The following is a 24,233-nucleotide window of genomic DNA, read 5'->3' as shown; positions in this document are numbered from 1 at the left end:
GTGTCAGCGACAGGATTAACAACCCTGTTATTATCCGCGTCAGCGTTCCACGCCATCTTTCTTCAAGCCGATACGAGCGAATTCATGAGCACTGACAAGACCAATCAGTCCTGGGGCGGCCGCTTCAGTGAACCCGTCGACGCCTTCGTTGCCCGCTTCACCGCCTCCGTCACCTTCGACCAGCGCCTGTATCGCCACGACATCATGGGCTCGATCGCCCACGCCACGATGCTGGCCAAGGTCGGCGTGCTGACCGATGCCGAGCGCGACAGCATCATCGATGGCCTGAAGACCATCCAGGGTGAAATCGAGGCCGGCCAGTTCGACTGGCGCATCGACCTCGAAGACGTGCACATGAACATCGAGGCGCGCCTGACCGACCGCATCGGCGTGACCGGTAAAAAGCTGCACACCGGCCGTAGCCGCAACGACCAGGTCGCCACCGACATTCGTCTGTGGCTGCGTGACGAGATCGACCTGATCCTGGCCGAGATCACCCGCCTGCAAAAAGGCTTGCTGGAGCAGGCCGAGCGCGAAGCCGGCAGCATCATGCCAGGCTTCACCCACCTGCAAACCGCGCAGCCGGTGACTTTCGGGCACCACATGCTGGCCTGGTTCGAAATGCTCAGCCGCGACTACGAGCGCCTGGTGGACTGCCGCAAGCGTACCAACCGCATGCCGCTGGGCAGTGCTGCGCTGGCTGGCACCACTTACCCGATCGACCGCGAGTACACCGCGAAGTTGCTGGGCTTCGACGCTGTTGGCGGCAACTCCCTGGACAACGTGTCCGATCGCGACTTCGCCATCGAGTTCTGCTCGGCCGCGAGCATCGCGATGATGCACTTGTCGCGGTTCTCCGAAGAGCTCGTGCTGTGGACCAGTGCACAGTTCCAGTTCATCGATCTGCCGGACCGTTTCTGCACCGGTAGCTCGATCATGCCGCAAAAGAAAAACCCGGACGTGCCGGAGCTGGTTCGCGGCAAGACTGGCCGGGTATTTGGCGCGCTGATGGGCCTGCTGACCCTGATGAAAGGCCAGCCCCTGGCCTACAACAAGGACAACCAGGAAGACAAGGAACCGCTGTTCGACGCCGCCGATACCCTGCGCGACTCGCTGCGAGCCTTCGCCGACATGATCCCGGCGATCAAGCCCAAGCACGCGATGATGCGCGAAGCGGCCCTGCGCGGTTTCTCGACCGCCACCGACCTGGCCGACTACCTGGTACGTCGCGGCTTGCCGTTCCGTGATTGCCACGAGATCGTTGGCCACGCGGTGAAGTACGGCGTAGACAGCGGCAAGGACCTGGCGGAAATGAGCCTGGAAGAACTGCGCAAGTTCAGCGACCAGATCGAGCAGGACGTGTTTGCCGTGCTGACCCTGGAAGGTTCGGTGAATGCCCGTGACCATATCGGCGGAACCGCGCCGGCACAGGTCAAGGCTGCCGTGGCTCGCGGTCAGGCATTGCTCGCCAGCCGTTAAAAGCTTCGCGGGCAAGTCGGATCGCCGCACCGCTCGCGCCTACAGGGGACCGTACCCCTCAGGCGCGAGACTTGCCCGCAAAGGCATTCTCAAGATCGTTACACAATCTATTTCTTCGACGCGATCATCTCCAGAAACGCGGGCATTGCTGCGCCCTTGTCTGCCGCAATTCGCTGCACGTTCGGATTCTGCCCCAGACGCTCCAGCAGCGCCCTGGCCGCCGGCATCTCAGCCAGCAGATCAATATCGAACAGCTTCTGCGCCACGGCACAAGCCATCGGCACGCTGTACAGGAAATACAAATCCGCAATGCTGAGACGGTCGCCCGCCACGTAAGGGGCGAACTTGCCGTGCCGGCCCAGTGAGGCGAACCCCAGCAGCAACTCGGCCTTGGTCTTGTCCTTGATCGCTTCCGGCACTGACATGCCGAAAAACGCTTCGGGGTAGCAGGCGCGCGCCGGCAGTTCGATGTACAACTCGATTTCCTTGGCCAAAGCCAGCGCCTGCGCTCGCTCGAAGGGCTCGCTCGGCAGCAGCGGTGTGCCTTTCTGGCTCTGCTCGAGATACTCGAGAATTATGCTGGTTTCGTTGACGAAACCTTGCTCGACGCCCAGTACCGGAACCTTGCCGCGCGGGCTGATGGCCAGCGCCTCGGGGCTGGTGCCTGGGTAAAACGGTACTTCCTCAAACGGCAGTCCCTTCTCCAGCAACGCCAGCTTGACCATGTTGTAGTAGTTGCTGACGCAAAATCCATAAAGCTTGAGCATTACATAGCCTCCAGGCCGTGCAGGGGGTTGGCAGCGCCAGTTATAGAACGCCCAGGCACTTCTTGCCAGCAGCATCACAATGCTGAATGCAGGTAAACTGGCCGCCTTTCCTTGAGGAGCCTGCCATGAGCGAGCCAAACGACATCGACAACGACGAAGAAGAATTCGCCGAAACGACGCTGATCGAAGCAATCGAAAACCAGATCGAAAGCGACAACCCGCCAGCGGCCAAGGCAACCTTCAACAAGCTGACCCTGGTGGGTTACGAGCGTGAAGAAATCCTCAACCTGATGGCCCATGTGCTGGCCTACGAGATCGACGCCATGCTCGATGAGGACCGTGCATTCGACACCGAATGGTATGAAACGGCGCTGCGCGCACTGCCAGAGTTGCCGCCGGAAAAGCAATAACCCCGCCCCCCTGTAGGAGCGCGCTCGCTCCTACAGAAACCACCCCCGCTGTCCGTACCACCTTCCGAGGAATGCCTCTGGGGGAGAAAAACCCTGTTGCCAGCACTGGACATGCCTCACCGACGGGTTCACCTTAGGGACGCTATCGTCTAATTCCTAGAAAGTCTGGAGTCCTTATGTCGCTTACCCCTGAGTTGGTTGCCGAACTGGAAATCCTCGCACTCTTCAACCTGGACAGTTCCCAGGAAGGTTTGAAAATTCATCAGACCGCTGCCCCGAAAGCCATTGCCGCCGCACAAAGACTGTTCGACAAAGAATTGATCACCCAGCCCGATGGCGGTTATCTGACCAGCCTGGGGCGTGACGCCGCACAAAACGTGCAAACCGTTCTCACCATTCTGTCCGTGCGGGAAACAGCCTGAGCATCACTGCGTAGCCCACGGAAAGCTCTGTCACGGGATTTCCGCGGGCACACTTGATGACTGGCCCTGTTACCTGCCGTCGCCAAACGATAGAAATCTGACGCCAGGAAAACAAAATCAGCTTAAAAGTCCCGGGGCCGAGGCGCTAAACTGCCCCTCACCCTGAGCCCTCCTGCGTCCGAGCCCCGCGAGCCGGATTGAGCTGACATGACCCGCACCCATGAAATCCGCCCCGATCTGGACGAGGGAATCGATCGCAAGGTTCTCAGCCAGCTGCGCGCCCGTTTCCTGAAGCTCAACGAGGGTCGCATGGCCCGTGCGATGGAAGGGTTGTCGACCCGCCAGCAAACGGTGCTGACCCTGCTGCCGCTGTTTTTCCACGTCAATCATCCGCTATTGCCGGGTTACGTTTCGGGTAGCACCCCGGCCGGCCTGTCGAATTACGAACCCGATACCAACACCCTCGCCGAAGCCCAACGCCTGACCCGCTCGTTTTCCTACAAACCACGCCACGGCAGCAATCCGCCGCGCCCCATTCACGGCCTGTTCCTGATGGGCAGCCTCGGCACTCTGGCCCAGGCCGATCAGAGCGACATGGACGTGTGGGTCTGTCATGGGCCGGACCTGAGCGAAAGCGAGCTCGCTGAACTGCGCAAGAAATGCCAGTTGCTGGAAGTCTGGGCCGCCAGCCAGGGCGCCGAGGCGCACTTTTTCCTGATCGACCCGGCCCGCTTCGTGCTCGGCGAGCGCGATACGCAGTTGAGCTCGGAAGACTGTGGCACCACCCAGCACTATCTGCTGCTGGACGAGTTCTATCGAACCGCGATCTGGCTGGCCGGACGCACCCCCATCTGGTGGCTGGTGCCGGTTTACGAAGAGGCCGCGTACAACCGTTACACCCACACGCTGCTTTCCAAACGCTTCATCCGTGCCGACGAAACCCTGGACCTGGGGCATCTGGCGTACATCCCTCCCGGGGAGTTCATCGGTGCCGGGCTCTGGCAGCTGTTCAAAGGCATCGAATCGCCCTACAAATCAGTGCTCAAACTGCTGCTGACCGAGGTCTACGCCAGTGAACACCCGAAAGTCCACTGCCTGAGCCTGCGTTTCAAACAGGCGGTGTTTGCCAATCGACTGGACCTCGATGAACTGGACCCGTACATGGTGGTTTACCGGCGCATCGAGGAATACCTCACGGCTCGGGGCGAACCGGAGCGGCTCGAACTGGTACGTCGTGCGCTGTACCTGAAGGTCAATCGCAAGCTCACCGGCAGCAGCGGTCGCCCCCAGAGCTGGCAGCGTTCGCTGCTCGAACGTCTGGCCCACGAATGGCATTGGGATCAGCGTCAGTTGGCGTTGCTCGACAGCCGCAGCCAGTGGAAAGTCCGCCAGGTCAGCGCCGAGCGCCGTGCCTTGGTCGGCGAACTGAATTACAGCTACCGCTTCCTGACACAGTTTGCCCGTAACGAGCAGACCGTCAGCCTGATCAACAAGCGCGACCTCAATGTGCTGGGCCGGCGGTTGTACGCGGCCTTCGAGCGCAAGGCCGACAAGGTCGAATGCATCAACCCGGGCATCGCCCCCGATCTGGCCGAAGACACCCTGACGCTGGTGCAAGCCCCGAACAAGAGAGAGCCGGGGCAAACCCAATGGGGTTTGTACAACGGCAGCCTGACCGCTCACGAGTGGGAGCATTTTGCGCCGATCAAGCGCAGCCGCCAGTTACTCGAGCTGCTCACCTGGTGCCACCGTAACGGCGTGATCGACAGCAGCACCCGCCTGGCCCTGCACCCCGGCACCAGCGACTTGAGCGAATTCGAACTGTTCAACCTGCTCGGCAGCCTGCAACAAAGCATCGCCCTGCCTCTGACTACCGTCGCCGAAGAGCCTTTGCTGCGCGCCAGCGTGCCGAGCGAAATACTGATTCTGGTGAACGTCGGCGTTGATCCGCTCAAGCACCATCGCGACATGAACATCTTGATGACCACCGAGCGCACCGACTCCCTGAGCTACGCCGGCGTGCGGGAAAATCTGGTGCTGACCCTGGATCAGGTCACGCTAAACAGCTGGAACGAGGTGCTGGTCAGCCGCTTTGACGGCCCCCACGCCCTGCTCGACTGCCTGCGCGATTACCTCAACAACCTGCCGGACGGGCCACAGCAGCCCAAGCTGCGGGTCCGTTGCTTCTGCCACAACCGCGCGCAATTCATTGCCCGACGGGTCGAAGAAGTTCTCGACACCGCGCAAAACCTGCTGCTGAGCAAACTCAATCATCGTTACCTGATTCAGGTCCAGCAGCATTACCACGTGCTGGAGCTGGTGCCCGGCCAGGTCAATCACGTTGCGCTCGCCACGCTGCCGGCACTGTTTGACTACCTCGGCGAAGAGCTGGCGAGCTACAGCCCGCTGCATCTGGACCCGATGGCACTGGAAGACCACGACCTGGCGCTGATCCTGCCCATGGGGCAACCCGACTGCGTTCAGGTGTTCTACCGGATCAACGAACACCAGGCCGATCTGTACGTACTGGATGAGTTCAATGCCTTGTGGCAACAACGCTTGCCCTATCACGACGAACAAAGCCTGCTGGTGCCGCTGCAACGTTTCCTGCAATCGATCCAGTACCGGCGCGACGCCTTGCTACCGATGGACGCCGCCCAGCCGCTGAGCCTGGAGACTTTGTATTACCAGTTATTGCCTTCAGGCTCCGCACGGGCGCGTCGGGTCGAAGCCCGACCGGCGCCGCAAACCCCGGTCAACAAACCGTTCTATGACGTGCAGGCGATCGTCGGCAAAGCCGCACCAGGACAGGTGCAAGTAACGCTGTATTGCAATCAGCGGGAATTTTCAGAGCTGGAACATGGCGACCAACTGTTCAGCGTGGTCGCCCGGGAAATCGTCGAGCAGCGCCGCGAGACCGAACGCTATCGCTGCTACATCACCGACCTGGACCTGTCGGGCCTGCTCGGTGATGGTCAGAGTTCAAGCAATCTGTATTTGCGCTACAAGGCCGACCTGGAGCGCGCATTGAACGAGGCGCTCGAGCAGGTCTGAGGGGTTCATTCCGGGAACGCGCCGCCATTGGCAGGCTGCGATTCAACTTCCAGCAGGGTCAGTTTGAGGGTCTTGCCACCCGGTGCCGGCCAGTCGATGTGCTGGCCAACCTTCAGGCCGAGCAACGCACTGCCCACCGGCGCCAGAATGGAAATCCTGCCTTCGTCGGCGTTGGCATCCTTGGGGTAGACCAGGGTCAGGTGGTAGTCCTTGCCACTGCTTTCTTCGCGGCAATGCACTTTAGAATTCATGGTCACGACATCGGCCGGCACCTCTTCGTGACCGACCAGGGTATCGGCGCGATCCAGTTCGGTTTGCAGCGCGATAACGCCCGGCAGCGAGTCATCCAGGCTGTCGATCAGGCGCTCCAGACGTTGCACGTCCAGACGGGTAAGGGTGATGGAAGGTGCGGTCATGATCAGGGCAGACTCCTTTCTTCTGCACGAAAAAAGCAAAACCCCGCCAGAAAAAGGCGGGGTTTTCACGAGCCTCGATGGGTTGAGGCGTATCTGGACACTATCACAGCTCAATAAATAAACAAGCCGGGGGCGACCACGGCCCAGCGCTGACCATTGTGGCGAGGGAGATTGCTCCCGCTGGGGCGCGGAGCGGCCCTAAAAACCTTGCGGCTGCTTCGCACCCGAGCGGGAGCAAGCTCCCTCGCCACAAAAGCCCTTAAGCCAAGATCTTGCGTTGTACAGCCTGCGCACAAATCACCCGCCGCCGCTCATCATCGGCCGAGCGCCATTCGCGGATATCTTCGACATGCCGAAAACACCCCAGGCAAACCTTCTGCTCATCCAGCCGGCACACACCGCTGCACGGCGAAGGCACTGCCGGGCTGACGTTGCTATAGAGCGGTTTGGGCGGGCGAACGGGCGCAGGCTGGGTCACGATCTCACAGACCTTCGAAATCGAGTTCGACGTCGGCTTGCTGCTTGACGATGCGCTCGAGCATCTCACCCAGTTGCTCGTCGCTCTTGTCACACATCCAGCGCTTGCTCTCTTCGTCATAGTCGAAGTGGAAACCGCCGGACACCGCCGCCAACCACAATTGCCGCAACGGCTCCTGGCGACTGAAGATCAACTGGCTGCCGTTTTCAAACTTGACGGTGAGCACACCGGCCGAGCTCTCCAGATCGATATCCAGGTCACTCTCATCGAAAATATCCTCCAGCGTCTGCTGGGTGGCATCGACCAGGTCGTGAAAACGGGCTTCAGTCAAACTCATTACGGGAACCTCAAAAAGTGTCTACTCACGCTCAAGCGCCGCAAGATACGGGCGAGCCCCGATGATTGCAAAGAATAACCACCAAGGACGAGGTGCGGTACGAAATATCCCTGCGCAACGCAAGACAAGTTACTGCGCCACAGTCAAAGGCCCGCCGGACGGGAGCCGCGTCACATAGGCAAGCTGCCGGGTGGCCGGTATACTCCGGCGCAATTAACGCATTTTCAAGGATTTCGCCATGAAGCGCCTGATCTCTTCCCTTGCTGCGCTCGTCGCGGTTGCCTGCCTGGTATCGGCCTGTGGTCAAAAAGGCCCGCTGTACCTGCCCGATGACAGCCAGGATCCTGCAGAGCAGGCCAAGTCGTCGCAACAGTCTCCGTCGAAAGCACACAAACACGACGTCTACCAATAAGGGAACGCCATGGACGCTTTTAACTACCGTGACGGTGAGCTGTTCGCGGAAGGTGTTGCCCTGTCCGCCATCGCCGAACGCTTTGGTACACCGACCTACGTCTACTCCCGTGCCCACATCGAAGCCCAGTACCTGGCTTACGCCGATGCGCTGGCCGGCACGTCTCACCTGGTCTGCTTTGCGGTCAAGGCCAACTCCAACCTGGGTGTACTGAATGTCCTGGCCCGTTTGGGCGCCGGTTTCGACATCGTTTCCCGTGGCGAGCTGGAGCGTGTACTGGCCGCTGGCGGCAGCCCCGAAAAGATCGTGTTCTCCGGTGTCGGCAAGACCCGTGACGACATGCGTCGCGCCCTGGAAGTCGGCGTGCACTGCTTCAACGTCGAATCCACCGACGAGCTCGAGCGTCTGCAAGTAGTCGCCGCCGAGCTGGGCGTTCGCGCGCCGATCTCGCTGCGCGTCAACCCGGACGTCGATGCCGGCACGCACCCGTACATTTCCACCGGTCTCAAAGAAAACAAGTTCGGCATCGCCATCGCCGACGCCGAAGACGTGTACGTCCGCGCCGCGCAACTGCCTAACCTGGAAGTGGTCGGCGTCGATTGCCACATCGGCTCGCAACTGACCACCCTGCCGCCCTTCATCGATGCCCTCGACCGCCTGCTGGGCCTGGTCGACCGCCTCGGCGATTGCGGCATCTACCTGCGCCACATCGATCTGGGTGGCGGTCTGGGCGTGCGTTATCGCGATGAAGAGCCGCCATTGGCCGCCGACTACATCAAGGCCGTGCGCGAACGTCTCGACGGTCGTGACCTGGCGCTGGTGTTCGAGCCAGGCCGCTTCATCGTTGCCAACGCCGGCGTGCTGCTGACCCAGGTCGAGTACCTCAAGCACACCGAACACAAAGACTTCGCCATCGTCGATGCGGCCATGAACGACCTGATCCGCCCGGCGCTGTACCAGGCCTGGATGGACGTTACCGCCGTGCGCCCTCGCGATACCGCCGCGCGTGCTTACGACATCGTCGGCCCGATCTGCGAAACCGGCGACTTCCTGGCCAAGGATCGTCAACTGGCGCTGGAAGAAGGCGACCTGCTGGCCGTGCATTCGGCCGGTGCCTACGGGTTTGTCATGAGTTCCAACTACAACACTCGCGGCCGCGCCGCTGAAGTGTTGGTGGACGGTGATCAGGCAATTGAAGTGCGTCGCCGCGAGACGGTAGCCGAGTTGTTTGCTGGCGAAAGCCTGCTGCCGGAGTAACCCCATGCTGCTGCGTTTTACCAAGATGCACGGCCTGGGCAATGACTTCATGGTTCTCGACCTGGTCAGCCAGCACGCGCACATTCTGCCCAAGCATGCCAAGCAATGGGGCGATCGGCACACCGGCATCGGGTTCGACCAGTTGCTGATCGTCGAGGCGCCCAGCAACCCGGACGTGGATTTCCGCTATCGGATCTTCAACGCCGACGGCTCCGAAGTGGAACAGTGCGGTAACGGCGCTCGATGCTTCGCCCGCTTCGTGCTCGACAAGCGCCTGACCGCCAAGCGGCAGATTCGCGTCGAGACCAAAAGCGGCATCATCGAACTGGACATCCGCAACGATGGCCAGATCAGCGTCAACATGGGCGCCCCGCGCCTGGTGCCGGCCGAGATTCCGTTCGAAGCCCCAAGCCAGGCCCTGAGCTATCAGGTCGACGTCGACGGCACCATGGTCGAACTGGCTGCGGTGTCCATGGGCAACCCCCATGCCGTGTTGCGGGTCAACGACATCAACAAAGCACCGGTGCATGAACTGGGGCCGAAAATCGAACATCACCCGCGCTTTCCGGCACGGGTCAATGTCGGTTTTCTCCAGGTCATCGACCGGAACCGCGCGCAGTTGCGCGTCTGGGAACGCGGGGCCGGGGAAACCCAGGCCTGCGGAACCGGCGCTTGTGCTGCCGCGGTGGCCGCGATCAGCCAGGGGTGGATGGATTCGCCGCTATTGATCGACCTGCCCGGCGGGCGCCTGTCCATTGAATGGGCAGGCCCTGGCCAACCGGTCATGATGACCGGCCCGGCAGTACGCGTATACGAAGGACAAGTGCGTCTTTGAGTGAGCGAAATCCATGACCGACAAGCCCCAGGTTCCCGCCCTACAGCCCGACGAATCCCCTTCCGAAAGCCTTGAGGCGGCGGCGATTGCCGCGTACCTGGAGGCTCATCCGGATTTCTTCATCGAGCATGAAGAACTGCTCCCGGCCCTGCGCATTCCGCACCAGCGCGGCGACACCATTTCGCTGGTCGAACGCCAGATGACAATTCTGCGCGATCGCAACATCGAGTTGCGTCATCGTCTCTCGCACTTGATGGACGTGGCCCGCGACAACGATCGCCTGTTCGACAAGACCCGCCGTCTGATTCTCACGTTGATGGACGCGACCAGCCTGGATGACGTGGTGATCGGCGTCGAAGACAGCCTGCGCCAGGACTTTCAGGTGCCCTTCGTCAGCCTGATCCTGCTGGGCGACAACCCGATGCCGGTAGGCCGCTGGGTCACCCACGCCGACGCACAAACGGCCATCGGCGGCCTGCTCTCGGAAGACAAGAGCGTCTGCGGCAGCCTGCGTGAGCATGAACTGGACTTCCTGTTCGGCGAAGAACAGCGCAAGCAGATCGGCTCCACCGCCGTCGTCGCCATCAGCCACCAGGGCATCCACGGTGTTCTGGCCATCGCCAGCCGCGATCCGCAGCACTACAAGAGTTCGGTGGGCACATTGTTCCTCAGCTACATCGCCGAAGTCATGGGTCGCGTACTGCCACGGGTCAACAACTCCCTGCGCTCGGTACGCTGATCGTGGAACGGCAACTGGACGCTTACTGCGAACACCTGCGCAGTGAGCGGCAAGTGTCGCCGCATACGCTGTACGCCTACCGCCGCGACCTCGACAAAGTGCTTGGCTGGTGCGTCAAACAGAACATCGGCAGCTGGGCCGCACTGGATATCCAGCGGCTGCGCAGCCTGATCGCCCGCTTGCATGCACAAGGCCAATCGTCCCGTAGCCTGGCACGGCTACTGTCGGCGGTGCGCGGGCTCTATCATTATCTGAACCGCGAAGGCCTATGCGACCACGATCCGGCCAACGGCCTGGCACCGCCCAAAGGCGAGCGTCGTCTGCCGAAAACCCTCGATACCGACCGTGCGCTGCAACTGCTGGAAGGCGCGGTGGAGGATGATTTTCTGGCCCGTCGGGATCAGGCGATTCTGGAGTTGTTCTATTCCTCCGGCTTGCGCCTTTCCGAGCTGACCGGGCTCAACCTCGATCAGCTGGACCTGGCTGACGGCATGGTCCAGGTCCTCGGTAAAGGCAGCAAGACCCGGCTGTTGCCAGTGGGCCAAAAGGCTCGTGAAGCACTGGAACTGTGGCTGCCGTTGCGGGCCATGACCAACCCGGCGGACGACGCAGTGTTTGTCAGCCAGCAAGGTCGGCGCCTCGGTCCTCGGGCGATTCAGGTGCGGGTCAAGGCCGCCGGCGAGCGCGAGCTGGGGCAGAACCTGCACCCGCACATGTTGCGACACTCTTTCGCCAGCCATTTGCTGGAGTCCTCTCAGGACTTGCGCGCCGTGCAAGAGCTACTCGGCCACTCAGACATCAAGACCACCCAAATCTACACCCATCTGGACTTCCAGCACCTGGCGACGGTCTACGACAGCGCCCATCCACGGGCCAAACGCATTAAAGGCGATGATTCATGACCATCCAACTGATCACCTTCGACCTCGACGACACCCTGTGGGACACCGCCCCGGTAATCGCCAGCGCCGAAGCCATATTGCGTGAATGGCTGACCGAGCATGCGCCGAACCTGGGCGCGGTGCCGGTGGAGCATTTGTGGTCGATTCGCGAGCGGGTGTTGAGCAACGAGCCGAACCTCAAGCACCGAATCAGTGCGCTGCGTCGGCGGGTACTTTTTCATGCTCTGGAAGAGGCTGGTTACGACCATGGTCAAGCCTCAGACCTGGCTGATCAAAGTTTTGAAGTGTTTCTGCATGCCCGGCATCAATTGGAAGTTTTCCCCGAAGTCGAGCCGACGCTGGAGACACTCGCCAAGCACTACGCCCTCGGTGTAGTGACCAACGGCAACGCCGATGTGCGCCGACTGGGCCTGGCGGATTACTTCAGGTTTGCCCTGTGCGCCGAAGACATCGGCATCGCCAAACCGGATGCGCGACTGTTTCATGAAGCGTTGCAACGGGGCGGCGCGACCGCCGAAACCGCGGTGCATATCGGCGATCATCCTGGCGATGACATTGCCGGAGCACAGCAGGCGGGGTTGCGAGCGATCTGGTTTAACCCGGCGGGCAAAGTGTGGGAAGCCGAGAAGGCGCCGGATGCCGAGATTCGCAGTTTGACCGAGTTGCCTGCACTGCTCGCCCGCTGGAACTCAGTCGATATTTGAGGTGCTGCGATCTTTTGATTTTCACCCATGAAAAAGCCCGCAGCGACGGCGGGCTTTTTTCAGCAAGCAGGAAGCAGGCGCTTAGATAGGCCGGCTGCCGTACTTGTTATCAGGCTTCTTGGGAGGATCGGCGACCACATTGGCCTCCACTTCCTGCACCTTGCCGCCCCGTGCCAGAAACTCTTCCATGGCCTTGGCCAGGGCATCGCGTTCCTTGTTCTTGGCTTCAACGCTCGGCAGCTCATCGACCGATACCGCTGCCTTGGCTTTGCCTTTGGCAGTCGGAACGGGCACATCACCGCCGTCGTCTTCAGCGACGTCTTCAGCCGCCGCTTCCAGGCCTTCTTCGGTTTCGTCGTCGTCGCCTACTTCGAGGTCGTCGTTTTCCAGATCATCGTCGCTCATGTTCTACCTCATGACTTGCGAAAAGCAGATTAGTTATAGCCCAGCTTTGCCTTCTGTCGAAGGCCGCCGGAAAAAATTCAACCACCGCTGGTGACCAGCGGTTTATTCCCCTTCACCGTGCACGGTGGCGAGGACTTTACGGGCACCGCCATGATCACGGTGCTCGCCCAGATAAACGCCTTGCCAGGTTCCCAACGCCAGTCGGCCTGCCGAGATCGGCAAACTGAGCTGACAGCCAAGTACGCTGGCCTTGAAGTGCGCCGGGAGGTCGTCCTGGCCTTCGTCGTTATGCTCATAGTCGTCCGTTCCTTGTGGGATCAGACGATTGAAAAATCGTTCGAAGTCGCGACGTACCGCCGGATCGGCGTTCTCGTTGATGGTCAACGACGCCGAGGTATGCTGTAGCCACAAATGCAACAGACCGACCCGACACGCCTTGAGTTCAGGCAAGCCGGCGAGTAACTCGTCCGTTACCAGATGAAAGCCCCGGGGCCGTGCCCGCAGGGTAATCAGAGTCTGTTGCCACATACAGTTCTCCGCACGTTCGGGGCGCATTCTAGCGCGCTCTGGGAAAAAACAAAGGCCCTAATATTCCTTCAATCGTGTAAGCCATTGGCCGCAGAAAAACACCCGTTGTAAACGCCCCTGAACGTGTATGAAAAAACCTTTCAGCCTTTCCTTCACTGACAAAATCAAGACAAAAAAATACCCGGCAAGCCGGGCATTTTTTATAGGCGTGCTTACAAGTTGTAGCCGCGTTCGTTGTGCAGCGCCAGATCGATGCCGACTGCTTCTTCTTCCTCGGTGATGCGCAGACCCATGACAGCGTCCAGCACCTTGAGGATGATGAAGGTGACGATCGCGGTGTAGATCACCGTGAAGCCCACGCCTTTGCACTGAATCCAGACTTGAGCCGCGATGTCGGTGACGGTGCCGAAACCACCCAGGGACGGTGCAGCGAACACACCCGTCAGGATCGCGCCGAGGATACCGCCGATACCGTGCACGCCAAAAGCGTCGAGGGAGTCGTCGTAACCCATTTTGCGTTTCAGAGTCGTGGCGCAGAAGAAGCACACCACGCCCGCTGCCAGACCGATGATCATCGAGCCCATCGGGCCAACGGTACCCGCCGCCGGAGTGATCGCAACCAGACCGGCCACCACGCCCGAAGCGATACCCAGTGCGCTCGGTTTACCGTGGGTCAGCCACTCGGCAAACATCCAGCCCAAGGCTGCGGCGGCGGTAGCGATCTGAGTCACCAGCATGGCCATACCGGCAGTGCCGTTGGCTGCGGCAGCGGAACCGGCGTTGAAACCGAACCAGCCAACCCAGAGCATCGCGGCACCCATCAGGGTATAGCCGAGGTTGTGCGGAGCCATCGGGGTGGTTGGGAAGCCTTTACGCTTGCCCAGTACCAGACAGGCGATCAGCCCGGCCACACCGGCGTTGATGTGCACCACGGTGCCGCCTGCGAAGTCGAGCACGCCCCAGTCGCCCAAAAGCGAACCCGGACCGCTCCAGACCATGTGCGCAATCGGCGCGTAAACCAGGGTGAACCAGATCCCCATGAACACCAGCATTGCGGAGAACTTCATCCGCTCGGCGAAAGCACCGACGATCAGCGCGGGGGTGATGATGGCGAAGGTCATCTGATAGGTGACAAACACCGCCTCGGGAAACAGCGCCGCGGGGCCGGTAATACTGGCAGGCGTGATGCCGGCGAGGAATGCCTTGGCGAAGCTGCCGACAAACGAATTGAGGTTGACGACGTTAGCTTCCATACCCGTTGTGTCAAACGCCATGCTGTAGCCGTAAAGGAACCACAGGATGGTGACCAGGCCGGTAATGGCGAAGCATTGCATCATCAACGAAAGAACGTTTTTGGAACGAACCATGCCGCCGTAGAACAGCGCGAGGCCGGGGATGGTCATGAACAGCACAAGGGCTGTCGAGGTCATCATCCAGGCGGTATCGCCGGAATTGAGGACTGGAGGCGCCACCGGATCTGCCGCCATGGCCAGGCCAGGCATTACGATGGACAACAGGGCTCCTAGCCCTGCGAATTTACGCAGAGTCATTTTGTTTTCTCCTGGGGCGTTGGGTTTGTGGCGGCTTAGATTGCGTCGGTATCGGTTTCGCCGGTACGGATGCGAATCGCCTGTTCCAGATTGACCACGAAGATCTTGCCGTCACCGATCTTGCCGGTGTTGGCGGCCTTGGTTATCGCCTCGATAACCCGGTCCAGATCCTTGTCGTCAATGGCGACATCGATCTTCACCTTAGGCAGAAAATCGACCACGTACTCCGCGCCGCGATACAGCTCGGTGTGACCCTTCTGCCGACCGAAGCCTTTGACCTCAGTAACGGTAATGCCCTGCACGCCGATCTCGGACAGCGACTCGCGCACGTCGTCCAGTTTGAACGGCTTGATGATGGCAGTGACTAGCTTCATGAAAACTCTCTCCCGAATTGGTGGACTTGCCCCAGGAAAACAAACCCGACTCAAGTCTAAGCGCAGTGCCTGGCTTTGTAACGCATCGTCGGCTTTACCTGCCCGTCCGACGCCAGCTAACCACTCCGCACGAAACTTCCCCCGTTCCGCTTGGCGCACTGCATTCGTCACAGCGACTGCATCAGTGCATGGGTCACCAGCGACTAAGCAGAAAGCTTGCCATCTATCCAAAAGCCATTGATTTCAAGCCCTTGGCCGCTAACGCAGGCCTCTCCAGCCGATTGACGCCACGGTTACGCACAACAACAGTGCGTGGCTCTCCACTCGCATGCGCGAAAAGCGTGCATCCCAGCCTTCGAGATTGACTATAGACACTGCGTGGTACACTGCCCGCCATTGTTGACAGGACATTTCCCATGCTCGCGCCCAAAGACTTCCTCGACGCCCTGAGCGGCACCGCCTCCCGCCTCTTCAGCGGCGACACCCCACTGCCGAAAAGCGAAATCGAAAGCCAGTTCAAGGCTTTGTTGCAGAGCGGCTTCAGCAAGCTGGACTTGGTGAGCCGTGAAGAATTCGACAGCCAGATGGTTGTGCTGGCGCGGACCCGCGCCCGGTTGGAGAGCTTGGAGGCGAAAGTGGCGGAGCTGGAAGCGAAGCTCAATCCACCTGCTGACGCCGAGTAACCTGATCGTTCCCGTGCTCTGCGTGGGAACGCCGCCAGGGACGCTCCAGATGTGACGCAGAGCGTCACGGGATGGTTCCCACGCAGAGCGTGGGAACCATCGTTCAAGCGTGCTTCGCGGACGCTGCAGTCTTTTTAAGTACCCGAAGCTCAACCACGCTCGATTTCGGCCCTGCGCTGATCGTAGGTCGATTGCAGTTTTAACCAGAATCCGGGCGTGGTTTTCAGGTAGCGCGATAGCTTCTTTGTGAGCTCAGGACTAATACCTCTCTCCTGCATGAAAAGGGCACTCACTTCATCCGTGCCTTCATTCAACACGCTAGCCAGACCAGTCGCCGTAATGCCCAGAGGCTCTAGAAACTCCTTTTCAAGGATTTCGCCAGGATGAATCGGCCGCATTCCAGAATTGCTCATCTCCCCTCCTTAGGGCTTGATCAGCTGTGATCATAAGCATCCCCCCCGATCCGACAAGAGCGTCCGAACTCTTTCACCGAAGTCCTTCATCTATCCAGGCCCGGTCCTACAAAGAAATCTAGCTCCTCGGTTGATTACGCCCAAATACCAGCCGCGACGTAACCTTTGTAGCAGCTGCCGAAGGCTGCGTTCGACTGCGCAGCAGTCGTAAATCCAAGTTGTACGGTCTGCCTGATCCACCGCGTGATCTGATTTTACGACTGCTGCGCAGCCGTGCGCCGGCTCCGCCAGCTGCTACGGATCGTGTTATGGCTTAACTGGCTGGAATCAACTCACCGGCCCCAGCAACATCCTGCGAAAGTTTGGCGGCTCTTCTGCCACGTTAAAGCGCCCCTCTCCTACTACGCTTTAAAAAACCCGCAGGAAGCGGTTCCCCGTCAGCTCAAGGAACGACCATGTCCCTATCCATCGTCCACAGCCGCGCCCAAGTCGGCGTGGATGCGCCCGCCGTCACCGTCGAAGTGCATCTGGCTAACGGCTTGCCGTCGCTGACCATGGTCGGGCTGCCCGAGGCGGCGGTGAAGGAAAGCAAGGATCGGGTGCGTAGCGCGATCATCAATTCGGGGCTGCAATTTCCAGCGCGGCGCATCACCTTGAATCTCGCTCCCGCCGATTTGCCGAAGGATGGCGGGCGTTTCGATCTGGCGATTGCCTTGGGGATTCTGTCGGCCAGTGTGCAAGTGCCGACGTTGACGCTGGATGACGTGGAGTGCCTGGGAGAGCTGGCGCTGTCGGGCGCGGTGCGTGCGGTTCGCGGGGTGTTGCCGGCGGCGCTGGCGGCGCGCAAGGCCGGGCGCACGCTGGTAGTCCCGCGAGCGAACGCTGAAGAAGCCTGCCTGGCGTCGGGGTTGAAGGTGATTGCGGTGGATCATCTGCTTCAAGCGGTCGCGCATTTCAATGGTCACACGCCCATCGAACCCTACGCTTCCAACGGTTTGCTCTACGCCAGCAAACCCTATCCCGACTTGAATGAAGTTCAGGGACAACTTGCGGCCAAGCGAGCCTTGCTGATTGCAGCGGCGGGGGCTCATAACCTGCTGTTCAGCGGTCCGCCGGGGACGGGGAAAACGTTGTTGGCGAGTCGTCTGCCGGGGTTGTTACCGCCATTGGCCGAGAGCGAAGCACTGGAAGTCGCGGCGATTCAATCGGTCGCCAGTTGTGTGCCGTTGAGTCATTGGCCACAGCGTCCCTTCCGACAGCCACACCACTCCGCCTCAGGCCCGGCACTGGTGGGTGGCGGCTCGAAACCGCAACCCGGCGAAATCACCCTCGCCCACCATGGCGTGTTGTTCCTCGATGAGCTTCCAGAGTTTGATCGCAAGGTATTGGAGGTGTTGAGAGAGCCATTGGAATCCGGCCACATCGTGATTTCCCGCGCCAAGGACCGCGTTCGCTTTCCGGCGCGCTTTCAATTGGTGGCTGCGATGAATCCCTGCCCCTGTGGATATCTTGGCGAGCCAAGTGGTCGTTGTTCCTGCACGCCGGACATGGTGCAGCGCTATCGCAACAAACTGTCGGGGCCGCTGCTGGACCGCATCGATCTGCACCTGACGGTTGCTCGTGAGGCCACGGCGTTGAATCCTGCGTTGAATCCCGGCGACGATACAGCCACCGCCGCCGAGTTGGTTGCTGATGCAAGAGAGCGGCAACACAAACGCCAGAGTTGCGCCAATGCCTTCCTCGACCTGCCAGGCCTACGCCGGCACTGTAAGTTATCCACAGCCGATGAAAACTGGCTGGAATCCGCCTGCGAGCGTTTAACGCTGTCGTTGCGAGCGGCCCATCGACTGCTCAAGGTCGCGCGCACGCTGGCGGACCTTGAGCAGGCTGACGGGATCAGACGCGAACACCTGGCCGAAGCGCTGCAATATCGGCCAACAACGCTCTAGTCCGTATCACCCCTTGGTCAGATCAACCAACGGCGTCTGCCGCACTTCAGTCTCGCGCCCGCCCTGAATCTCGCTCACCCGTTTCAACGCCTTATCCACAGCCGCCTTATCCGCCAACAAGCTGTAGCTGATACGGAACTGCTTCTGTTCCTTCGGCGCAATTGTCGGCACCAGGTTCAGTGGCCGCTGATACCGGCGGTTATAGGAAAAGCTCGTTCCCGGCTCCAGCCCCGTAACATAGCCCTGGCCCTGGGTATCGGTATTTTTCCACAGGGAGAACACCGGCAGTGTTTGAGTGTTGAAGCCGACCGAGACACCCAGGCTGCCGGCCTTGTTATGCAGCACGGTCAACGTATCGCCCTTGGCATCGGCATACGGCACCACGTTGTAAACCGTTTCGTCGTAGTCCTTGGTCGGTGCGCGGTAGGTTTGCCAGTCCGGCAAATCGCCCTTGGCTTTGTCGTTGAACGGCGACACCTGCTTCACCGGCGCGGCGAAGCGGGCGCCCTGTTCCAGGAACGGGGTGCTGAAGTTGCTGTGATACAGCGCTTGGTATTCCTTCGGATAATCACCGTTGTTGGTCAGAGTGTCGTTGAGGGCGAACACAACGCTGCCGGGGTCGGTGACCAGTTCGGTTGCGACGGAGAAGTCGACCTTCTTGAATGCCTGCTCTTTCAGTTCACCGCGCAGGCTGATGGCGTATGGCGGTTTTTCATCAATGTGCAGGGTGACTTTGTTGGCCGGGATGTTGGCGGCGCGACCGTGCAGGGTCAGCAGCTCGCCATTGTCCATGCCGGGATGGCCGACCCATTCGTAGCCGCAGCGGGTGACCAGTTCATTGAAACCTTCCAGCCAGCCCAGGCCACCGCGACCGTTGAGTTCGATGAAGGACGGGTTGACCACTTCCTTGACCGGCGAATCCCAGCCCATGCGCACATTGCCGACCGAAGCTTGCAGCACGTTCATGCCGCGAGTCGGCACCACCGAGAGTTTCATCGCGCCATTATCGATGTCGACAATGCTGACGCCCTCCTGCCGACCGCCATGCAAGGTGCGCAGGGTCACGGAGAAGGGTTTGTCGGTTTTCACGCCGAGTTGCTGGCTGGTGATCTGCCAGTTCTGGGCGGCTTTGTCGGTATCGAGCAGGACGTAATCCCAGGCCATGGCGTGGGAAGCAGCGGACAGTGCGCTGAGGGCAACGAAGAGTTTGAGCGGGGTCATGGCAGCAGCCTTTCTTGGAGTTGTGCCATTTTTATAAACTTGAAGAAACGTTTCAGCAAGCATAAAAATCGAGATCACGACGGCAAATGCCAAATGATCGTCGATACGGGGCTTGTGGATAACGCGCAGAATCGAGTTGATGCCATCGCGAGCCTGCTCGCGATGGCTGTTTCGGAGGTGCCTTAGCGGAACCGGTCAACCTCATGCCGCAAGTCCGCCGCGAGCTTCTCCAGCTCTTTGGCAGTCACCGCCAGGTTCGACACCACTTCCCGCTGCTCACTGTTCGCCAAGGCAATGCTTTGCAGGTTGCTGCTGAGCAAGGTCGCGGTGCTGCTTTGCTCCTGGGTCGCGGTGGTGATGGCGGCGAATTGCTGACCGGCCGAGCGACTTTGCTCATCGATTCGCGCCAGGGCTGAGGCGACGTTGGCGTTGCGCGACAAGCCTTCCTGCATCAGCACGTTACCCTGCTCCATGGTGCTGATCGCGTTGCCGGTTTCCTGCTGGATACTTTGGATCATCCCGGAAATTTCGTCAGTGGCCTGGCGAGTGCGTGAAGCCAGGTTGCGCACCTCATCGGCCACCACCGCAAACCCACGACCTTGTTCACCGGCACGGGCGGCTTCGATGGCAGCGTTGAGCGCCAGCAAATTGGTTTGCTCGGCGATCGCGGTGATCACCCCGACGATGCCGCCGATTTCCTGGGAGCGCTGACCCAAGGTGTTGATTACCGTCGCGGTGCTGTTCAGCGCACCGGCGATTTGCTCCAGGGATGAGGACGCTTCGTCCATCGACGTACGACCGATCTGGGTTTGCTGTGCGTTTTCCTGCGCCAGGCGCTGGGTGTTGCCCATGTTGTCGGCGATGTTCAGCGAGGTGGCGCTGAATTCTTCCACGGCGCCGGCCATGCTGGTGATTTCGCCGGACTGCTGCTCCATCCCTTCATAGGCACCGCCAGACAGACCGGACAACGCCTGGGCGCGGCTGTTGACCTCTTCCGAGGCTCTACGAATGTGCTCGACCATGGTCGACAAGGCCTGGCTCATCTGGTTGAAAGCGCGGGCCAACTGACCGATTTCGTCGTTGCTCGACACGTTCAGGCGCACGCTCAAATCACCGGCACCCAAGGCTTCGGCCTGACGCACCAGATCCCCCAGCGGCGCCAGTTTGCTGCGCAACAACCAGACCGCCGAACCCACCGCCAGCAACATCGCCAACAGGCTGCCGATGGCCAGGCGAATGCCGACGCTCCAGGTCACCGCGCGGATTTCCGCTTTCGGCATGCTCGCCACCACCGACCATGGGCCGCCTTCGAACGGCACGGCAATGCTGTAGAAGTCTTGCGACTTGTCGCTCCAGAAATCGCCCTTGCCCGGTGTCTTGGCCAGACCGACGATGGCCGGGACGGCCACGTCCAATGCTTGCACACCGGCGATCGGCACCAGCCATTTGTTCTGCTCATCGAGCAACGCCAGGGAGCCGGTCTGGCCGATGCGGAAGCGCTTGAGGTTTTCGAACTGGGCGTTCTGGGCGTCGGTGTAATCGAATCCCACGAACAGCACGGCAATCACCTTACCGCCGCTGTCGCGTACGGGGGTGTACTGAGTCATGTAGGACCGTTCGAAGAGCAAGGCGCGACCGACGTAGCTCTGCCCGGCCATCAAGCGCGCATAAGCCGGGTGAGCGTGATCCAGCAATGTGCCGATGGCCCGGGTGCCGTCCTGTTTGCTCAGGGACGTGCTGACCCGGATGAAGTCTTCGCCACTGCGCACGAACAGCGTCGCAACGCCGGCAGTCATTTGCTTGAACTCATCCACTTCCTTGAAGTTGTTGTTCAACACTTCGCCACCCAGGTGCAGGCCCGGGGTCTGCACGCCCGCCACGGTCACCGGCTCATCCGGATGCACGCTCAAACCGGCGCTGAAGCGCTTCTCGAACAGGCCGCTGAGGCGCTGGGTACTCTCACGCAACGTGCCGTGGAACGTGCTCAGCTGATCGGCCAGCAGCCGCGCCTCGCTGGCCAGGTGCTCTTCGCGGGTGGCGAGGTTGGCGGCGTCCAGCGAGCGCAGGGCAAACACGGTGCTGCCGCTGATGACAATCGCCAGTATCACGGCAAGCGCAAGACCCAGCTGTGAGGCAATCCGAGCACGAGGTTGAGACATGACAGCTCCTGACCCAGTGGGCCGGATCATCCTGATCCCGTCGCACTCGGCTAAATTTCTGATAGAGGGGAAAACGTGGAGCCTGGTACGAAGGTTCCATCAGCAGATTTTCGGCGGCAAAGCCGAATACTTGAGTGATTAACGGGGATATGGCTCAAGGCCGCCATCGCAGCGGCTCCATCGATTCAACCCAGGCGTTCGACATCCGGTAATTCCATGGCCCGGACTTCGCCTTGCAGGAAATCGCTGAGCCGGCGCAAACGTTCACCTCCCGGGCGGGTTTTCGGCCAGACCAGGTAATAATTCTCACCACTGGCGACGGCCGTCGGCCACGGCAAACTCAGACGTCCCTGCGCGACATCCTCCGCCACCATCAGCAAATCACCCATGGACACGCCGTAGCCACGGGCGGCAGCGATCATGCCCAGCTCCAAGGTGTCGAACACCTGCCCGCCCTTGAGCGAGACCTGATCGCTCAGGCCCATGCGCTCCAGCCAGTTGCGCCAGTCACGGCGGTCCGGCGTCGGGTGCAGCAGTTCGGTGCTGGCCAGGCGCGCAACGTCCCACGGTTGATCCTTCAGCAGATTCGGCGCGCCCACCGGAATCAACTCTTCGGGGAACAGCAAAGTCGTCTCCCAGTCCGGTGGAAAATGCCCGTTGCTGAGGATGACGGCGCAGTCAAAGGGTTCATGGTTGAAGTCCACCGTATCGACGTCCATCCAGGCGCTGGTCAATTGCACCTCGTTCCCCGGTCGCAGGTGGCGAAAGCGACTGAGCCGCGCCAACAGCCAGCGCATGGTCAGGGTCGACGGGGCTTTCATGCGCAGGATGTCGTCTTCGGCGCGCAAGGTGTTGCAGGCCCGCTCAAGGGCGGTGAAGCCTTCGCGAATGCCCGGCAGGATCAGCCGCGCCGATTCGGTCAGTTGCAGGTTGCGCCCGCTGCGATGAAACAGCCGACAGGCGAAATGCTCTTCGAGCGTACGAATGTGCCGGCTGACCGCACTTTGCGTGATCGACAACTCTTCGGCGGCGCGGGTAAACGAACTATGCCGCGCCGCCGCTTCGAATGCTCGAAGGGCATACAAGGGAGGGAGACGACGAGACATTGGGAAACCTCCTATAGCGCGATTGCCTCAACTTATCAGAAAGTCCCGAGCATGAGTTTTAATCATGCTACCCATCCTTTTTATCCCTTTGTGGAAACCCCGCAGAGCGCCGAGAATCGACGCTTCCTGTTCTCTCTGACAATCGAGCGTGATGATCATGCAGCATCCAGCGCGTATTGAACTCTGGGCCATCCTGCGGCTGGCGGGGCCGTTGATTGCCTCGCAGTTGGCGCACATGTTGATGGTCCTCACCGACACCTTGATGATGGCGCGCCTGAGTCCCGAGGCGCTGGCCGGCGGCGGTCTGGGCGCGGCGACGTATTCGTTCGTGTCGATCTTCTGCATCGGCGTGATCGCGGCGGTCGGCACCCTGGTGGCAATTCGTCAGGGCGCGGGCGACATCATCGGCGCAGCGCGGCTGACCCAGGCCGGTTTGTGGCTGGCCTGGTTGATGGCGCTGGTGGCGGGTCTGCTGCTGTGGAACCTCAAACCGGTGTTGCTGCTGTTCGGCCAGACCGCAACCAACGTCCAGGCCGCCGGCCAGTTTCTGTTGATCCTGCCGTTCGCCCTGCCCGGCTACCTGAGTTTCATGGCACTGCGCGGCTTCACCAGCGCCATCGGCCGGGCGACGCCGGTGATGGTCATCAGCCTCGGCGGCACCGTGGCCAACTTCCTGCTCAACTATGCGTTGATCACCGGCATGTTCGGCCTGCCGAAAATGGGCCTGATGGGCATCGGTCTGGTCACAGCGATCGTGGCCAACCTGATGGCGCTGGCGCTCGCGCTGCACATTCGTCGGCACCCGGCCTATGACGCTTATCCGTTGCGCCAGGGGCTGTCGCGGCCCAATCGTCAGTACTTGAAGGAATTGTGGCGCCTGGGCCTGCCGATTGGCGGCACCTATGCGGTGGAAGTCGGCCTGTTTGCCTTCGCCGCGCTGTGCATGGGCACCATGGGCAGCACGCAACTGGCGGCGCACCAGATCGCCCTGCAAATCGTCTCGGTGGCGTTCATGGTGCCGGCGGGGCTTTCCTACGCGATCACCATGCGCATCGGCCAGCATTACGGCGCCGGGCAATTGCTGGATGCGCGGCTGGCCGGACGGGTCGGGATCGCCTTCGGGGCGGTGTCGATGCTGGGGTTCGCGATGGTCTTCTGGCTACTGCCGAATCAGCTGATCGGCTTGTTCCTCGACCACAACGACCCGGCGTTTCGCCCGGTCATCGAACTGGCCGTGAGCTTGTTGGCGGTGGCGGCGTGGTTCGAGCTGTTCGACGGCACGCAAACCATTGCCATGGGCTGCATTCGCGGACTCAAGGATGCCAAGACCACGTTCCTGGTAGGTTTGGGCTGCTATTGGCTGATTGGTGCGCCGGCCGCCTGGTGGATGGCCTTCCATCTGAACTGGGGGCCGACGGGCGTCTGGTGGGGGTTGGCGCTGGGGCTGGCGTGTGCGGCGGTGAGCCTGACGCTGGCGTTTGAGTGGAAGATGACGCGGATGATTCGGCGCGAGCCATCGTCGCAGCCGAGCTTCCAAATCACCCAGCCTGATTAAACCCTGTAGGAGCGGGGGGGGGGGGGGGGGGGGGGGGGGGGGGGGGGGGGGGGGGGGGGGGGGGGGGGGGGGGGGGGG

25 protein-coding genes are annotated in these 24,233 nt (G+C 60.9%); 13 read left to right on the top strand and 12 right to left on the bottom strand.

Annotated features, from left to right (window positions below; genetic code table 11):
* The first annotated feature begins 84 nt into the window (after positions 1 to 84).
* Positions 85 to 1,479 (top strand): argininosuccinate lyase, encoded by a 1,395-nt coding sequence (gene argH, locus AC07V0_RS11450; RefSeq protein ID WP_086944357.1) that lies wholly within the window; start codon positions 85 to 87, stop codon positions 1,477 to 1,479.
* Positions 1,480 to 1,586: 107 nt separating this feature from the next.
* Here argH and AC07V0_RS11445 read toward each other — a convergent pair whose 3' ends face one another.
* On the bottom strand, positions 1,587 to 2,246 hold the full coding sequence (locus AC07V0_RS11445) for a glutathione S-transferase family protein (RefSeq protein ID WP_018927539.1): 660 nt from the start codon (positions 2,244 to 2,246) through the stop codon (positions 1,587 to 1,589).
* Between the two features lie 125 nt (positions 2,247 to 2,371).
* Between AC07V0_RS11445 and AC07V0_RS11440 the strand changes: the two genes are divergently transcribed.
* From AC07V0_RS11440 to AC07V0_RS11430, 3 genes are all read left to right on the top strand, one after another.
* Positions 2,372 to 2,656 (top strand): hypothetical protein, encoded by a 285-nt coding sequence (locus tag AC07V0_RS11440; protein ID WP_018927538.1) that lies wholly within the window; start codon positions 2,372 to 2,374, stop codon positions 2,654 to 2,656.
* A 176-nt stretch (positions 2,657 to 2,832) separates the two neighbouring features.
* The gene (locus AC07V0_RS11435) at positions 2,833 to 3,078 is read left to right on the top strand and encodes a TIGR02647 family protein (protein WP_007894898.1); all 246 of its coding nucleotides are present in this window, start codon (positions 2,833 to 2,835) and stop codon (positions 3,076 to 3,078) included.
* A gap of 207 nt (positions 3,079 to 3,285) precedes the next feature.
* Entirely contained in the window at positions 3,286 to 6,132 is a 2,847-nt protein-coding gene (locus AC07V0_RS11430) for a class I adenylate cyclase (RefSeq protein ID WP_495019598.1), read from the top strand.
* Positions 6,133 to 6,137: 5 nt separating this feature from the next.
* Here the strand turns inward: AC07V0_RS11430 and rnk are convergent, their stop codons facing one another.
* From rnk to cyaY, 3 genes are all read right to left on the bottom strand, one after another.
* Positions 6,138 to 6,548, bottom strand: coding sequence for a nucleoside diphosphate kinase regulator (gene rnk, locus AC07V0_RS11425; protein WP_007941285.1), 411 nt, complete (start codon positions 6,546 to 6,548; stop codon positions 6,138 to 6,140).
* A gap of 259 nt (positions 6,549 to 6,807) precedes the next feature.
* A complete protein-coding gene (locus tag AC07V0_RS11420) occupies positions 6,808 to 7,026 on the bottom strand; it encodes a DUF1289 domain-containing protein (RefSeq protein ID WP_081625749.1) in 219 nt (72 codons plus the stop codon).
* A 4-nt stretch (positions 7,027 to 7,030) separates the two neighbouring features.
* Positions 7,031 to 7,363 carry an iron donor protein CyaY gene (gene cyaY, locus AC07V0_RS11415; protein WP_018927535.1) on the bottom strand — a complete coding sequence of 111 codons (333 nt, stop codon included), beginning with the start codon at positions 7,361 to 7,363 and terminating at the stop codon, positions 7,031 to 7,033.
* Positions 7,364 to 7,601: 238 nt separating this feature from the next.
* On the opposite strand from cyaY, the gene lptM reads away from it, so the two are divergent.
* Genes lptM through AC07V0_RS11385 form a run of 6 tightly spaced genes read left to right on the top strand, consistent with a single transcriptional unit; the run spans position 7,602 to position 12,212 of the window.
* Positions 7,602 to 7,775: an LPS translocon maturation chaperone LptM gene (gene lptM / locus AC07V0_RS11410; RefSeq protein WP_007941283.1), complete on the top strand. Its 174-nt coding sequence runs from the start codon at positions 7,602 to 7,604 to the stop codon at positions 7,773 to 7,775.
* Positions 7,776 to 7,784: 9 nt separating this feature from the next.
* Positions 7,785 to 9,032 (top strand): diaminopimelate decarboxylase, encoded by a 1,248-nt coding sequence (gene lysA / locus AC07V0_RS11405; protein ID WP_018927534.1) that lies wholly within the window; start codon positions 7,785 to 7,787, stop codon positions 9,030 to 9,032.
* Between the two features lie 4 nt (positions 9,033 to 9,036).
* Positions 9,037 to 9,867 (top strand): diaminopimelate epimerase, encoded by an 831-nt coding sequence (gene dapF, locus AC07V0_RS11400; protein WP_018927533.1) that lies wholly within the window; start codon positions 9,037 to 9,039, stop codon positions 9,865 to 9,867.
* 13 nt (positions 9,868 to 9,880) lie between these two features.
* Positions 9,881 to 10,606, top strand: coding sequence for a DUF484 family protein (locus AC07V0_RS11395; RefSeq protein WP_064621066.1), 726 nt, complete (start codon positions 9,881 to 9,883; stop codon positions 10,604 to 10,606).
* A 2-nt stretch (positions 10,607 to 10,608) separates the two neighbouring features.
* A complete protein-coding gene (gene xerC / locus AC07V0_RS11390; RefSeq protein ID WP_019580498.1) occupies positions 10,609 to 11,508 on the top strand; it encodes a tyrosine recombinase XerC in 900 nt (299 codons plus the stop codon).
* Positions 11,505 to 12,212 (top strand): HAD family hydrolase, encoded by a 708-nt coding sequence (locus tag AC07V0_RS11385; RefSeq protein WP_019650117.1) that lies wholly within the window; start codon positions 11,505 to 11,507, stop codon positions 12,210 to 12,212. Before xerC ends, AC07V0_RS11385 begins: the two co-directional genes overlap by 4 nt.
* Positions 12,213 to 12,293: 81 nt before the next feature.
* On the opposite strand, the gene sutA is transcribed toward AC07V0_RS11385, so the two are convergent.
* The 4 genes from sutA to glnK form a co-directional block, all read right to left on the bottom strand.
* Positions 12,294 to 12,617 carry a dormancy-specific transcriptional regulator SutA gene (gene sutA, locus AC07V0_RS11380; protein WP_018927530.1) on the bottom strand — a complete coding sequence of 108 codons (324 nt, stop codon included), beginning with the start codon at positions 12,615 to 12,617 and terminating at the stop codon, positions 12,294 to 12,296.
* 102 nt (positions 12,618 to 12,719) lie between these two features.
* Positions 12,720 to 13,145 carry a secondary thiamine-phosphate synthase enzyme YjbQ gene (locus AC07V0_RS11375; protein WP_018927529.1) on the bottom strand — a complete coding sequence of 142 codons (426 nt, stop codon included), beginning with the start codon at positions 13,143 to 13,145 and terminating at the stop codon, positions 12,720 to 12,722.
* Positions 13,146 to 13,357: 212 nt separating this feature from the next.
* Positions 13,358 to 14,695, bottom strand: a complete 1,338-nt coding sequence (locus AC07V0_RS11370; protein WP_018927528.1) for an ammonium transporter — start codon at positions 14,693 to 14,695, stop codon at positions 13,358 to 13,360.
* Positions 14,696 to 14,730: 35 nt separating this feature from the next.
* The gene (gene glnK / locus AC07V0_RS11365) at positions 14,731 to 15,069 is read right to left on the bottom strand and encodes a P-II family nitrogen regulator (RefSeq protein ID WP_002555808.1); all 339 of its coding nucleotides are present in this window, start codon (positions 15,067 to 15,069) and stop codon (positions 14,731 to 14,733) included.
* 416 nt (positions 15,070 to 15,485) lie between these two features.
* Between glnK and AC07V0_RS11360 the strand changes: the two genes are divergently transcribed.
* On the top strand, positions 15,486 to 15,752 hold the full coding sequence (locus AC07V0_RS11360; protein WP_007894783.1) for an accessory factor UbiK family protein: 267 nt from the start codon (positions 15,486 to 15,488) through the stop codon (positions 15,750 to 15,752).
* Positions 15,753 to 15,901: 149 nt separating this feature from the next.
* On the opposite strand, the gene AC07V0_RS11355 is transcribed toward AC07V0_RS11360, so the two are convergent.
* Positions 15,902 to 16,165 (bottom strand): HigA family addiction module antitoxin, encoded by a 264-nt coding sequence (locus AC07V0_RS11355; protein WP_086944355.1) that lies wholly within the window; start codon positions 16,163 to 16,165, stop codon positions 15,902 to 15,904.
* Between the two features lie 455 nt (positions 16,166 to 16,620).
* On the opposite strand from AC07V0_RS11355, the gene AC07V0_RS11350 reads away from it, so the two are divergent.
* Positions 16,621 to 18,114, top strand: a complete 1,494-nt coding sequence (locus AC07V0_RS11350; protein ID WP_086944354.1) for a YifB family Mg chelatase-like AAA ATPase — start codon at positions 16,621 to 16,623, stop codon at positions 18,112 to 18,114.
* Positions 18,115 to 18,120: 6 nt separating this feature from the next.
* On the opposite strand, the gene AC07V0_RS11345 is transcribed toward AC07V0_RS11350, so the two are convergent.
* The 3 genes from AC07V0_RS11345 to AC07V0_RS11335 form a co-directional block, all read right to left on the bottom strand.
* Positions 18,121 to 19,335, bottom strand: a complete 1,215-nt coding sequence (locus AC07V0_RS11345) for an aldose 1-epimerase family protein (RefSeq protein WP_018927517.1) — start codon at positions 19,333 to 19,335, stop codon at positions 18,121 to 18,123.
* Between the two features lie 182 nt (positions 19,336 to 19,517).
* Positions 19,518 to 21,494 carry a methyl-accepting chemotaxis protein gene (locus tag AC07V0_RS11340; RefSeq protein ID WP_086944353.1) on the bottom strand — a complete coding sequence of 659 codons (1,977 nt, stop codon included), beginning with the start codon at positions 21,492 to 21,494 and terminating at the stop codon, positions 19,518 to 19,520.
* A 185-nt stretch (positions 21,495 to 21,679) separates the two neighbouring features.
* On the bottom strand, positions 21,680 to 22,600 hold the full coding sequence (locus AC07V0_RS11335) for a LysR substrate-binding domain-containing protein (RefSeq protein WP_019580487.1): 921 nt from the start codon (positions 22,598 to 22,600) through the stop codon (positions 21,680 to 21,682).
* Between the two features lie 157 nt (positions 22,601 to 22,757).
* Between AC07V0_RS11335 and AC07V0_RS11330 the strand changes: the two genes are divergently transcribed.
* Positions 22,758 to 24,155, top strand: coding sequence for a NorM family multidrug efflux MATE transporter (locus tag AC07V0_RS11330; RefSeq protein ID WP_018927512.1), 1,398 nt, complete (start codon positions 22,758 to 22,760; stop codon positions 24,153 to 24,155).
* Positions 24,156 to 24,233 lie beyond the last annotated feature (78 nt).

It is taken from the genome of Pseudomonas sp. GW821-FHT01E10 (assembly GCF_059422365.1).
Note: the sequence above shows the minus strand (reverse complement) of the source record. Positions and strands in the feature narration are given on the sequence as shown.

What these genes read in the sequence shown, in the direction of transcription:
- AC07V0_RS11440 (WP_018927538.1), top strand. Translation starts at nt 2,372, where the DNA reads ATGAGCGAGCCAAACGACATCGACAACGACGAAGAAGAATTCGCCGAA.
- cyaY (WP_018927535.1), bottom strand. Translation starts at nt 7,363, where the DNA reads ATGAGTTTGACTGAAGCCCGTTTTCACGACCTGGTCGATGCCACCCAG.
- AC07V0_RS11340 (WP_086944353.1), bottom strand. Translation starts at nt 21,494, where the DNA reads ATGTCTCAACCTCGTGCTCGGATTGCCTCACAGCTGGGTCTTGCGCTT.
- AC07V0_RS11370 (WP_018927528.1), bottom strand. Translation starts at nt 14,695, where the DNA reads ATGACTCTGCGTAAATTCGCAGGGCTAGGAGCCCTGTTGTCCATCGTA.
- AC07V0_RS11430 (WP_495019598.1), top strand. Translation starts at nt 3,286, where the DNA reads ATGACCCGCACCCATGAAATCCGCCCCGATCTGGACGAGGGAATCGAT.
- lysA (WP_018927534.1), top strand. Translation starts at nt 7,785, where the DNA reads ATGGACGCTTTTAACTACCGTGACGGTGAGCTGTTCGCGGAAGGTGTT.
- dapF (WP_018927533.1), top strand. Translation starts at nt 9,037, where the DNA reads ATGCTGCTGCGTTTTACCAAGATGCACGGCCTGGGCAATGACTTCATG.
- AC07V0_RS11345 (WP_018927517.1), bottom strand. Translation starts at nt 19,335, where the DNA reads ATGACCCCGCTCAAACTCTTCGTTGCCCTCAGCGCACTGTCCGCTGCT.
- AC07V0_RS11385 (WP_019650117.1), top strand. Translation starts at nt 11,505, where the DNA reads ATGACCATCCAACTGATCACCTTCGACCTCGACGACACCCTGTGGGAC.
- AC07V0_RS11360 (WP_007894783.1), top strand. Translation starts at nt 15,486, where the DNA reads ATGCTCGCGCCCAAAGACTTCCTCGACGCCCTGAGCGGCACCGCCTCC.
- argH (WP_086944357.1), top strand. Translation starts at nt 85, where the DNA reads ATGAGCACTGACAAGACCAATCAGTCCTGGGGCGGCCGCTTCAGTGAA.
- AC07V0_RS11445 (WP_018927539.1), bottom strand. Translation starts at nt 2,246, where the DNA reads ATGCTCAAGCTTTATGGATTTTGCGTCAGCAACTACTACAACATGGTC.
- AC07V0_RS11435 (WP_007894898.1), top strand. Translation starts at nt 2,833, where the DNA reads ATGTCGCTTACCCCTGAGTTGGTTGCCGAACTGGAAATCCTCGCACTC.
- AC07V0_RS11395 (WP_064621066.1), top strand. Translation starts at nt 9,881, where the DNA reads ATGACCGACAAGCCCCAGGTTCCCGCCCTACAGCCCGACGAATCCCCT.
- sutA (WP_018927530.1), bottom strand. Translation starts at nt 12,617, where the DNA reads ATGAGCGACGATGATCTGGAAAACGACGACCTCGAAGTAGGCGACGAC.
- AC07V0_RS11330 (WP_018927512.1), top strand. Translation starts at nt 22,758, where the DNA reads ATGCAGCATCCAGCGCGTATTGAACTCTGGGCCATCCTGCGGCTGGCG.
- lptM (WP_007941283.1), top strand. Translation starts at nt 7,602, where the DNA reads ATGAAGCGCCTGATCTCTTCCCTTGCTGCGCTCGTCGCGGTTGCCTGC.
- AC07V0_RS11375 (WP_018927529.1), bottom strand. Translation starts at nt 13,145, where the DNA reads ATGTGGCAACAGACTCTGATTACCCTGCGGGCACGGCCCCGGGGCTTT.
- AC07V0_RS11350 (WP_086944354.1), top strand. Translation starts at nt 16,621, where the DNA reads ATGTCCCTATCCATCGTCCACAGCCGCGCCCAAGTCGGCGTGGATGCG.
- AC07V0_RS11355 (WP_086944355.1), bottom strand. Translation starts at nt 16,165, where the DNA reads ATGAGCAATTCTGGAATGCGGCCGATTCATCCTGGCGAAATCCTTGAA.
- AC07V0_RS11335 (WP_019580487.1), bottom strand. Translation starts at nt 22,600, where the DNA reads ATGTCTCGTCGTCTCCCTCCCTTGTATGCCCTTCGAGCATTCGAAGCG.
- glnK (WP_002555808.1), bottom strand. Translation starts at nt 15,069, where the DNA reads ATGAAGCTAGTCACTGCCATCATCAAGCCGTTCAAACTGGACGACGTG.
- rnk (WP_007941285.1), bottom strand. Translation starts at nt 6,548, where the DNA reads ATGACCGCACCTTCCATCACCCTTACCCGTCTGGACGTGCAACGTCTG.